The sequence below is a fragment of the Streptacidiphilus anmyonensis genome, assembly GCF_000787855.1.
GTDB lineage: Bacteria > Actinomycetota > Actinomycetes > Streptomycetales > Streptomycetaceae > Streptacidiphilus > Streptacidiphilus anmyonensis.
The window spans coordinates 57,150-67,604 of sequence record NZ_BBPQ01000015.1; the positions used below are offsets into that span (position 1 = coordinate 57,150).

Annotated in this window: 9 protein-coding genes and 1 tRNA gene; 6 read left to right on the plus strand and 4 right to left on the minus strand. The window is 73.4% G+C overall.

Annotated elements, in window-relative coordinates; genetic code table 11:
* Positions 1-84: 84 nt before the first annotated feature.
* Both TR50_RS16600 and TR50_RS16605 read right to left on the minus strand, forming a co-directional pair.
* Positions 85-2,079 (minus strand): glycoside hydrolase family 5 protein, encoded by a 1,995-nt coding sequence (locus TR50_RS16600; RefSeq protein WP_236654446.1) that lies wholly within the window; start codon positions 2,077-2,079, stop codon positions 85-87.
* 144 nt (positions 2,080-2,223) lie between these two features.
* Positions 2,224-2,595 (minus strand): hypothetical protein, encoded by a 372-nt coding sequence (locus TR50_RS16605; RefSeq protein WP_152648436.1) that lies wholly within the window; start codon positions 2,593-2,595, stop codon positions 2,224-2,226.
* A gap of 79 nt (positions 2,596-2,674) precedes the next feature.
* On the opposite strand from TR50_RS16605, the gene TR50_RS16610 reads away from it, so the two are divergent.
* The 3 genes from TR50_RS16610 (at position 2,675) to TR50_RS16620 (ending at position 5,293) form a co-directional block, all read left to right on the plus strand.
* Entirely contained in the window at positions 2,675-3,169 is a 495-nt protein-coding gene (locus tag TR50_RS16610; protein WP_042421461.1) for a MarR family winged helix-turn-helix transcriptional regulator, read from the plus strand.
* A gap of 74 nt (positions 3,170-3,243) precedes the next feature.
* The gene (locus tag TR50_RS16615; RefSeq protein ID WP_042421463.1) at positions 3,244-5,067 is read left to right on the plus strand and encodes a chloride channel protein; all 1,824 of its coding nucleotides are present in this window, start codon (positions 3,244-3,246) and stop codon (positions 5,065-5,067) included.
* Between the two features lie 149 nt (positions 5,068-5,216).
* Positions 5,217-5,293: transfer RNA gene (locus tag TR50_RS16620), tRNA-Met, on the plus strand.
* Positions 5,294-5,344: 51 nt separating this feature from the next.
* Here the strand turns inward: TR50_RS16620 and TR50_RS16625 are convergent.
* Together TR50_RS16625 and TR50_RS16630 are read right to left on the minus strand one after the other, a co-directional pair.
* Positions 5,345-6,862, minus strand: a complete 1,518-nt coding sequence (locus TR50_RS16625) for an Ig domain-containing protein (protein ID WP_084700430.1) — start codon at positions 6,860-6,862, stop codon at positions 5,345-5,347.
* A 243-nt stretch (positions 6,863-7,105) separates the two neighbouring features.
* Positions 7,106-7,768 (minus strand): PadR family transcriptional regulator, encoded by a 663-nt coding sequence (locus tag TR50_RS16630; RefSeq protein WP_042421465.1) that lies wholly within the window; start codon positions 7,766-7,768, stop codon positions 7,106-7,108.
* 107 nt (positions 7,769-7,875) lie between these two features.
* On the opposite strand from TR50_RS16630, the gene TR50_RS16635 reads away from it, so the two are divergent.
* From TR50_RS16635 to TR50_RS49995, 3 genes are all read left to right on the plus strand, one after another.
* Entirely contained in the window at positions 7,876-9,012 is a 1,137-nt protein-coding gene (locus TR50_RS16635) for an LLM class flavin-dependent oxidoreductase (RefSeq protein WP_042421467.1), read from the plus strand.
* Positions 9,009-9,839, plus strand: coding sequence for an SDR family NAD(P)-dependent oxidoreductase (locus TR50_RS16640; RefSeq protein ID WP_084700432.1), 831 nt, complete (start codon positions 9,009-9,011; stop codon positions 9,837-9,839). The genes TR50_RS16635 and TR50_RS16640 overlap by 4 nt, the downstream gene beginning before the upstream one ends.
* Position 9,840: 1 nt before the next feature.
* A partial coding sequence (locus TR50_RS49995) for an alpha/beta hydrolase fold domain-containing protein (protein WP_304941203.1) occupies positions 9,841-10,455 on the plus strand: 615 nt, incomplete at its 3' end.

The window sequence follows — 10,455 nt, forward strand, 5'->3', positions numbered from 1 at the left end:
GCGCTGCGCACGCCGCGGCGGGCCGGTCCGGTCCGGTCCGATCCGGTCCGATCGGGTTCAGTTCGGTTCGGCGCTCTGGTCGGCTCAGCTCAGCGGGCGGCAGAGCAGGGCGTCGGGGACGCCGCCGTCGTTCCAGTTCCAGGTGTAGGCGACGCCGGCGACGTACTCGTTGTCGGCGCACTGGCCCTTGTAGTAGCCGGGCGCCCAGTCGCTGGCGACCGAACCGCCGGACGACGGACGGTTGTCGCCGTGGTCGAACCAGACGTCGCGGCCGGTGGTCGGCAGCGGCGTGGCCGAGGGCGCGCACAACAGGGCGGCCATGGCGTTGTTGTGGACGCTGTAGCCCACCGCGAAGGTGTTGTCGGGGCACTGGAGCTTGCTGTACCCGGAGGCCCAGTCGCCCTCGGTGACGTAGCGCTCGTCGGTGACCACGGTCCAGGCGCCGCTGCCCTTGGCGGGTTCGCCGGCGTCGGTGCACAGGCCGCGGCTGTCGCTGCGGCCGAGGGCGACCAGGCGTTCGGTGTCGGGGCAGTCGCCCTTGCGGTTGCCGTAGGACCAGTCGCCCTGGGCCAGCATGGTCGCGGAGACGTCGTAGTCCGCGTGGTCGAGGTCGAGCATGTTCCAGTGGTTCACCTGCGGGACCTGGCCGGTGTAGCTCGGCGCGGAGACCAGCTTGTTCCAGTCGGTGGCACGCCAGTCGCCGCCGTCCTCCAGGCCGGTGCGGTGGCCACTGCTGTCGTAGGAGAGCAGGGCCCAGTTGTCCTGGAGGTTGCCGCTGGAGTCCGTGTAGCCGATCAGCGGCCAGATGGCGAAGTCGGTGTCGTTCTGCTCCAGGATGCTGGTGAAGTCGTCGAACCAGGCCTGCTCCTTGGTGTCGGTCGAGCCGATTCCGGCCGCGCCGAACTCGCTGACCCACACCGGGGCGGTGAAGTGCTGCCCGGACTGCGTGACGAACAGCGCCTCGGAGTTGACCACCTGGGCGAGCTGGGCCGGGGTGAAGTCCTCGTAGCGGGGGTCGCTGGTGGCGCCCAGGCCGCTGGACGCACCGGAGTTGTTGGGGCCGGTGTAGGCGTAGAAGTGGGCCGAGTAGACCAGCTTGCCCGAGTCGATCAGGGTGTTGGAGAGGTTGGCGACAGGGGTGAGCATCGGCCGGCCGTGCGGGGTGATCGCGGTCGGGATGCCGTACCAGTTGATGCCCTCCATGATGACCAGCATGTCGGGGTCGGCCTGGAGGATCTGGTTGCCCGCGTCCTCGAACGCGGCGTACTCGTCGTGGTCGTCGTACCAGCCCCAGTTGGGGTCGTCGGTGACGTCGCGGCGGACCTCGTTGCGCAGGTCCGCGCCGACCACGCGCTTGTTCGCCTTGTAGCGGTTCACCATGAACAGCCAGTCGGCCTCCCACGCCTGCGTGGTCTGGCCGCTGTTCCAGCGCTCGTTGCCGTCCAGGCCGCAGCACCACCGGTAGCTGGTGGTGTGGTTGTTGAGGATGACGGCGAACCCGTCGCTCGTCAGGGCCGCCACCACCGCGTCGTAGACCTGGAGCGGGGTGTCGCCCTTCAGCTGCGGGTTGGCCGCGACGGCGGCGTCCGGCACGATGCTGGTGTCGTGGATCAGCGCGTCCGCGAACGGCAGCCGGATGGCGTTGAGGCCCAAGGTGTGGAAGTCGGCCAGGATCTGCCCGATCGGGGCCCGGTCCAGCCCCAGCGGGACGTTGTAGGACACCTCGCCGTGCTCGTTGTCCGCGGGATCCGTCGCGTCGCCGCTGCCCAGGTAGTGGCCCTGCGCACCGTCCCAGTTGCCGGCCTTCAGCTTGAACCGGTTCCCGTTCGCGTCGACGATGTACCGCCCTCGCGTGCTCAGCGGCGCCGTCCACGACGCGGCCAGTTGAGGCCCGGTCAACACCTGCGGGGCACCCGCCACGGCAGGGGTGGCCGAGGCCGAGGCGGATGCCGGGACCGAAGCCGCGGGCAGGGCGATCGGCGCGGCCACCGCCACGGCGGCGGCAGCCGCCACGGCTGCCACGCGCTGTCGTAGCGAACGCAGCGCGGTCGTGGGGCGGACTGGACGGGGGACGCTCACGGCTCTCCTCAGGCGTGACGGCGGCGCACGGTCGTGCGTGTCCGGGTCAGCGTGACAGGAGAAGCGCGCGGTGAACAGAGCCGGTCCGGCCCGCGGGCCGGTCGGGCGGCCCCGTCAACGGGGCGCGCCTGCACGGTGGTTGGGTCACTCGGCGGGAGAGGTGCGGGGTCGTCGGGCGCGGGCCAGGGCGAGCGGCAGGGCCACGCGCCGGGCGTGGTCGAGCTCGCCGACGCAGGTGGACTCGTCGGCCCGGAGGTGCACGAGGATCTCGTGGGCCGTGATCGGGCCCATCCCCGGCAGCGCCCGCAGCAGGGCGCCGAGCGTCATGCCGGCGGCGACGGCGTCGCCGCCGTCCCAGGCGTCCAGGCAGATGTGCGCGAGCCGCGCGGTGCCGCCCTCCGCGACCGCGGCCAGCAGCATGTCCTGCGCCCTGCGCAGGGCCGGACTGATCCGGTCCCCCGGCGCCTCCCCCGGCATGGGCCGCGTCGAGGAACCACGGGATGTACGACCGAGCATGATCGCCGCCTCTCACTCCATGGCTTGCTGTTATCAACACTACCTCGCGGCAAGTCTTGATGAATGCAATACTTCTGCCATGGCGATTCCAGCGAGTCGAACCGCGCAGGCGACCCCGAGCGCGGACGAGATCCAGGCATTCCAGCGCGCGACCCGCGACCTGATCGGCGTCGCGCTCCACAGCCTGGAGGCCACGGGCGGGGGCATATCACTGCCGCAGATGCGGATGCTGCTCGCGCTCGACGACCTCGGGCGCTGCCCCTCCTCCACGGTGGCCCGCACCCTCGGCCTCGGCGCGTCGTCCGTCACCCGACTGGCGGACCGGCTGGTCGCGTCGGGTCACGTGCTCCGCGGGTCGGACCCGCACCACCGCAGCGTCGTCACGCTGGAACTCGCGCCGCTCGGGCGGACCCTGGTCGACCAGGTGCTGCGCTGGCGCGAGCGGGAACTCGCCCGGATCCTCTCCCGGATCCACCCGGAGCTCCGCGCCGCCACCGCCGACGGCCTGGACGCCTTCCACCAGGTCGTCGGCGAGGACTACGCGGCCGATCTGCACGGCCCCGTCCCGCTGTGACGCCTCGGGCCGACGAATCCCGGCGCGCGCCCGCGCCGCGCCTCCCGAACCGCACAGAACAGGACCGGAGCACCATGCGTACCGCGCACGCCTCCAGACACGTCCACCTCGGTGACTTCACCGTCCGGCCCCGGATGCTGGCCATCACCGGCCTCGCCCTGGTCGTCGGCGGCGCCGGCGCGCTCGCCGCGCTCGCGCTGCTGCGGCTGATCGGACTGGTCACCAACCTCGTCTTCTACCAGCGCGTCGACACCTCGCTCGTCGCCCCCGGCGCCGTGCACCACCCGTGGTGGCTGGTCCTCGGCGCGCCTGTCGTCGGCGGCCTGGTGATCGGCGCCATGGCCCGCTACGGCTCGGAGAAGATACGCGGCCACGGCATGCCGGAGGCGATCGAGGCGATACTCACCGGCGGCAGCCGGATCCAGCCCAAGGTCTCGGTGCTCAAGCCCGTCTCCGCCGCGATCAGCATCGGCACCGGCGGTCCGTTCGGGGCCGAGGGCCCGATCATCATGACCGGCGGCGCGATCGGCTCGATCCTCGCCCAACTGCTCCACCTGACCGCCGACGAGCGCAAGACGCTGCTCGTCTCCGGCGCCGCCGCCGGCATGGCGGCGACCTTCAACTCGCCGCTCGCCGCGATCCTGCTCGCCGTCGAGCTGCTGCTCTTCGAATGGCGCCCGCGCAGCTTCGTGCCCGTCGTCGCGGCCGTGGCGGTGGCCACGATCTGCCGCGGCTACCTGCTCGGCACCGCGCCGGTCTTCCCCGTCGACGCCACCGGCCTCCACCTGACCCCGACCCTCGACGGGCTCGCCGTCGTCGTCGGCCTGACCGGCGGGGCGCTCGCGGTGGCCGCGACCTGGCTGGTCTACCGCGCCGAGGACGCCTTCGGGCGGCTGCCGTTCCACTGGATGTGGTGGCCCGCGATCGGCGGCCTGGTCATCGGCCTGGGCGGCCTGATCGAGCCGCGCGCGCTCGGCGTCGGCTACGACGTCATCGACCAACTGCTGACCGGCCGCGCCACGCTCGGCCTGATCGTCGGCATCCTCACCGTCAAGACGCTGATCTGGTCGCTCTCGCTCGGCTCCGGCACCTCCGGCGGCGTGCTCGCGCCCGTCTTCATGATCGGCGGCGCGCTGGGCGCGTGGGAGGGCATGCTCTTCCCGCACGCGATCCCCGGCTTCTGGGGCATTCTCGGACTCGCCGCCGTCGTCGGCGGCGTGATGCGCTCGCCGCTGACCGGCATCGTGTTCACCCTCGAACTCACCCACGCCTGGGGCATGCTGCTCCCGCTGGTGATCTCCGCCACGGCGGCCTTCGCCCTGTCGGCGCTGGTGCTGAAGCGGTCCGTGCTCACCGAGAAGATCGCCCGCCGCGGCCTTCATCTCACCCGGGAGTACTCCACCGACCCGCTGGAGACCTTCTTCGCCCGCGAGGTGATGCTGCCGCTGGACCAGGGCGGAGCCCTGACCGAGCACGACGACGTCACGCCCGAGCGACTGCGCGCGCTCGCCGGACCGGAGGACGCGTTGCTGCCCGTCGTCGACGCCCTCGACGGCACGCTCGTCGGCGTCACCACGCTGCGCCGCCTCGTCGGCGTCGTCTCCCCGCACGCGGCGCCGAGCACCGTGCGGGAGGCCACGATCCCGTGCGAGCTGGTCGTGCACCAGGATCAGACGCTGCGTCAGATCGCGTACCGTTTCGCGGAGACGGGCCTCACCAGCGCGCCCGTGATCGACCCCGCGACGCACCGCCCGATCGGCGTCATCACGCTGCGCCACCTGCTCCACGCCCGCCTGCACGACCTGACCGAGGAGCACCACCGCGAGCGCGTCCTGCCGCGCCAGGCGGACGCCGAGCCCACCCCGGCCGCCGCCCCCTCCAGGGCCGAGGCCGCCTGAGGCCGGTTTCCGGCGGCCCGCGACCGCCGCAAGCAGCGGCTTCCGCAATCCCTCACCACCGCCGCGGCCCCGTTCTCTGCCTGCGGGGAGGCCCCGGACGAAAGCGATTGGGGGAATCGGGCCACACTCTGTTAACCTTCTCGTACCGACGCGGGGTGGAGCAGCTCGGTAGCTCGCTGGGCTCATAACCCAGAGGTCGCAGGTTCAAATCCTGTCCCCGCTACCAGACCCGAAGGCCGGTTCCCTCCTGGGAACCGGCCTTCGGCGTATTGCCGCGTCAGTGGACGCGGACGGTCCAGGTGAAGGTGGTGCGGGCGCTCGCGCCGGTCTCGTCCTTGGCGACGACGGTCACGTGGTACGTGCCGATGTGCGTCGGCCGGCCCGTGATCGCGCCGGTGCGGGCGTCGATGCGGAGCCCGGCCGGGAGGCCGGTCGCGCTGTAGCCGAGGTGCGACGTCGCCGTGCTGTCGTGCGCCGTGACGGCGAGGCGCAGGCTACGGCCCACGACGGCGCTCTGGTTGGCGATGTGACCGATCGTCACCGTGTGCGGGGCGGTGTTCCTGACGATCGGGTGCGCGCCCTGGCAGCCGCCGGCGCCGTGGTTGGCGTCGTTGGACCAGGTCGTCTGGACCGGGAAGGAGCCCGTCGCCAGGCCGAGGTCGAAGCCCGCGCCGGGACCGGTCCGGACCCAGGCGCACTTGTCGCCGTCCTCGCCGCCCGTGCTGTCGTTGTCGGTGATCCAGCCACCACTGGTCAGCACCGGGGAGTTGGGGTTCGCCGAGTACGGGAACTGGTCGGTGATCGTCTCGGCGTACTCGTGGCTGCCGACGATCGTGACGCCGTCCAGCGCCCCCGCCGCACCGCTGTTGACCGCGCCCGCGCCGCAGCTGTGGCCCGCGTCGGGGAGGTAGGGCATGTTGGTGAAGGCGATCGGCCCGACCGCCGAGGTCACCGCGCCGCCGCCGTCGAGCGAGGGGTCGCCGGTGTAGTCGTGCCAGGCGCAGAAGTCGCCGTTCGGCGTGTTGAACCCGTCCGGGGTGGTGCCGGTCGGCGAGGTGATGACGTACTGGACGTTGCGGTTGGCGGCGGTCGTCCCGTTGCCGAAGTGCTGCGCGGCCTTGACGGCCTCCTGCGCGATCTGGTTGCCGCTGGCGGACGCGGGGGCCGCGGCCGAGTCGTCGTACCAGACGCCCGCGAGCGCGCCGCCGGTCGGGTAGCCGATGTGCGCGCTGCCGGCGGGGCAGCTGGTCGCACCGCTCTTGACGCCCTGGCAGTACTGGGTCATCACGCCGGACCAGGTCTCGCCCTTGGTCCCGAGGCCCTTGAAGAAGGCCTGCTGGCGCGGCGCCATGCCGGCGGTGTCGCCGGAGAGGGTGGTGTAGCCGTGGGCGTCCTTGGCGGCGCTGCCCCACTGGGAGCCCCAGTAGATCACATAGACCTTCGGCGCCCCGGTGGTCACGCCGACACCGCCCGTACCGCCGTGGTACGTCAGCGGCTTGGTCTCGTTGGCCGGCTTGCCCTGGCCTGCGAGCCCGCCCTGATCGTCCTGGCCGTCCTGGACGCTCTGGCCGTCCTGGCCGGCTGCGGCGGCCGAGGCGGCAGCCGCGAGGTGGGCCTGCGCGCCCGCGCGGGGGAAGACGCCGTGCCGGTAGGCGTGAGCGGCGGCGCCGGTCGCGGGAGCCGGGGCGGAGGCGGCGGACGCCGACGCGAACGCCGGGAGCGCCACCGCGGTGGCCGCGGCTATCGCGACGGCGGCCGAGCCGGCCACCAGGGTCTTCCTACGGGAGAAGGCCATGCAGAAGTTCCTCTCGCTTCGAGTGGATCGCTGGAGGAGTCCCGGGCGCCGTGGGCGCGCGCAGGACCCGGACACGCGGAAGCGGGCCGCCCGGCGGCCGTACGGGTCATCCGCGTGTCAGGGGAACACCCTCTCGAATCTCCTGGAGCGCCCGCACCCCCGCAGCGACGGACCTTTGACCCCCTGACCGGCTGAGATCCTCCCCCTGACGGGGGGTTCCCGCGCACAGGGCGGGGCCATGCCTCAGAGCGGCGGGTCCTCGCCCGGCCCCGCCGACGTGTCCCGTCCCGTCATCGCGTTCCGCCCCGCAGAGGCGTCCCGCTCCGCCAGCGCGTCCAGATCCGCGCGCAGACCCGCCGCGAGTTCGGCCTGCGCCGCGTAGTAGCGCTCGGACCACCGAAGCGCCAACAGCGGGTAGGCCCAGGCGGGTTCGTCGGCCGCCCGGCTGAGATCCGCGGCGGCGCGGGCGCGCAGGCGCTCGGCCTCCGCCCGGTGGGTTTCGAGGGTCTCCCGCAGCCGGTCGGGCTCCGTGAGATGGCCGAGCCACACGCGCAGCAGCGGCGGGTGCTTCAGCATCGGCGGGTCGACCGGGGCCTCCCGCGCCCAGGTGCGGACGGCCGCGTGCCCGGCCTCGGTGATCCGGTAGAGCCGCTTGGGCCGGGCCCCGGCCTCCGGGCGTACCAACCGCGAGGTCGCACAGCCGGCCGCCTCCAGGCGCCGCAGTTCGCTGTAGATCTGGCTGAAGGACGGGCTCCAGTAGAAGTAGCCCAGCGAGGCGTCGGCCCACTTCTTCAGGTCGTAGCCGGAGAGCTCCGCGCCGAAGGAGAGCAGGCCGAGGACCGCCCAACTCGTCGCGGGCAGTGGCAGCGGAGCGTCGTCGTCCCGGTCCGCGTCGGTCTCGGCCATGCCCGGGAGTGTAGGCGGATCCGGTCGGATTCTCTTCCACTCTCACGATATGACTGCTAGTCATATCGCAATCGCACGACGGCACACCGCACACCGGGAGGCGCTCTGTGAAGTTCTCGATGATCTTCGAAGCCCAGCTGGCCGACCCGGCCCCCGACCTCGAACACCAGGTGCTGCGCGACTGCGTGGAACAGGCCGTCCTGGCCGAGGAGGTCGGCTTCGACCGCGTCTGGGCGGTCGAGCACCACTCGCTCACCCAGTACGCGCACATGAGCGCGTCCGAGATCTTCCTTGCCTACGTGGCTGCCCGCACCTCGCGGATCCGGCTCGGGCACGGCGTGGTCACCATGCCGTTCGGCTACCAGCACCCGGTCCGGACCGCCGAGCGCGCCGCGCTGCTGGACGTGCTGTCCGGCGGGCGCGTGGACGTCGGCGGCGGTCGCGGGGCCACCCGGCAGGAGATGTCGATGTTCGGGGTCGACCCGGACGACACCTACCCCCAACTGGAGGAGGCGCTGCGCATCTTCGCCGCCGCCTGGCGCCACGAGCGGTTCGAGTGGCACGGCAGCATCGACATCGGGCCCGGCGCCGTGCTGCCGCGACCCGTGCAACGGCCGCACCCGCCGCTGTTCATGGCGTGCAGCAAGCGGGAGACGCTGCGCACGGCCGCGGAACTCGGTCTCGGCGCCCTGGTGCTGGGCTTCGCCGGCGCGGACGACGTGGCCGCGATGCGCGCGGTCTACGACGCGGCCGTCGCCGCACGGACCGGCGAGCGGCTCGTCTCGGACCAGGCCAACGACCACTTCGCGGCCCTGTGCCCGACGGTGGTGCTGGACGACGCGGAGCGGGCGCACCGGATCGGCACGCGCGGGCAGCGCTTCTTCGCCGAGTCCATCGCCCACTGGTACGGCGGCGGCCCGGCCCCGGACCCGGGCGGCTACGCCGAGGAGGACGACCACGTCGGCGCGCTCGCCCGGGACCGCGCGGAGCTCGTCGCCCAGCTGCACGAGGCGCGCGTCCCGGTGCGCCCGAGCGCGACGGGCACGTTCAACGCCGATCACGCGTACGGCGACGCAGGCACCGCACTGGCCTACGTCGAACGGCTGCGCGCGATCGGCGTGGACGAGGTCATCTGCCTGATCCAGATGGGCACGGTGCCGCAGGAGGCCTGCCTGGAGACGATCCGGCAGTGGGGCGAGCAGGTCATTCCGCGGGTTCGGGCGAGGGAGTTGGCGGGCGTATGAACACCACGGCCACGGTGTCTCTCCACGGCAAGGTGGTCCTGGTCACCGGCGCGGCGCGGGGCCAGGGCGCGGTCGAGGCGCGGCGGTTCACGGCGGCGGGGGCGCGGGTCGTGCTCACCGACGTGCGCGAGGAGGAGGGTGCGGCGCTGGCCGCCGAACTCGGCCCGGACCGCGCGCGGTTCGTCCCACACGACGTGACCGACGCGGACGACTGGGCGAAGGCCGCGGAGCAGGCGGTGAGCGCCTTCGGGCGGTTGGACGGGCTGGTCAACAACGCGGGCGTGTGGCGGACCTCGCCGGTCGGCGAGGAGACCCGGGCGGGCTTCGAGGCGATGCTGCGGGTCAACCTGGTCGGCCCGTTCCTGGGGATCCAGGCGGTGCTGCCCGCGCTGCGCGCGGCCGGCGGCGGCTCCGTCGTCAACATCTCCTCGATCGCCGGGCTCACCGGCATCCCGGGCCACGCCGCCTACGGCTCCAGCAAGTTCGGCCTGCGCGGGCTCACCCGCTGCGCTGCGCTGGACCTGGCCGCGGACCGGATCCGGGTCAACTCCGTGCACCCGGGCGTCATCGACACGCCCATGCTGCCCGACGCCGTCCGCGCCGCGCCCGACTGGCCGCACGTCCCGCTGGGACGGATGGGCTCGGCGGCGGAGGTCGCCGACCTGGTGGCCTTCCTGCTCTCGGACGCCGCCGCCTACGTGACCGGCGCGGAGTTCACCGTCGACGGCGGCGCGGCGGCCGGGCGAACGGCGGCCGGGCGAACGGCGGCTGGGCGAACGGCGGCTGGGCGAACGGCGGCCGGTGGAACGACGACCGAGGGGAGCTGAGGTGGCGCCGGACGACGACGCCCTCCCGCCCCCGGCACGGCGACTGTGCGACGCGATGGCGGCGGCCTTCCCCGACCCCGCCGTCGCACCGCTCGACGCGTCGGCGCTGCGCCGGGCGGCGGCGGGCGGCGTCGCGCCGCGCGGCGGCCGGGCGTCCCGTCCGCCGGATGCGGTGCGGGTGCACGAGGTCGAGGGTGGACCCGTGCCGATGCGCGCCTACGACCCGGGCGGCGGGGCCGACCGCCCGTTTCTGGTGTTCCTGCACGGCGGCGGCTGGGTCCTGAGCGGGTTGGCGACGCACGACCGGCTCTGCCACGAACTCGCCCGGCGCACGGGCGCGCTGGTGCTCGCGGTCGACCACCGCGCCGCGCCCGAGCACCGCTTCCCCGCGGCGGTCGACGACGCCGTCGCGGCGCTGACCTGGGCGCTGGCGCAGGCGGAACGCCTCGGTTGCGACCCGGGCCGGGTGCTGCTCGTCGGCGATTCGAGCGGCGGCAATCTGGCCGCCGCGACGGCGCTGGCGGTGCGCGGCAACGCGCCGGGCCCGGCGGGCGTGGTGCTGGTCTACCCCGTCCTCGACGCACTGCCCGACACCCCCGCAACCGCCGGCCCCCCC

Coding starts and splice junctions, on each gene's coding strand:
- TR50_RS16625 (WP_084700430.1), bottom strand. CDS start 6,862: ATGGCCTTCTCCCGTAGGAAGACCCTGGTGGCCGGCTCGGCCGCCGTC.
- TR50_RS16630 (WP_042421465.1), bottom strand. CDS start 7,768: ATGGCCGAGACCGACGCGGACCGGGACGACGACGCTCCGCTGCCACTG.
- TR50_RS16615 (WP_042421463.1), top strand. CDS start 3,244: ATGCGTACCGCGCACGCCTCCAGACACGTCCACCTCGGTGACTTCACC.
- TR50_RS16610 (WP_042421461.1), top strand. CDS start 2,675: ATGGCGATTCCAGCGAGTCGAACCGCGCAGGCGACCCCGAGCGCGGAC.
- TR50_RS16640 (WP_084700432.1), top strand. CDS start 9,009: ATGAACACCACGGCCACGGTGTCTCTCCACGGCAAGGTGGTCCTGGTC.
- TR50_RS16605 (WP_152648436.1), bottom strand. CDS start 2,595: ATGCTCGGTCGTACATCCCGTGGTTCCTCGACGCGGCCCATGCCGGGG.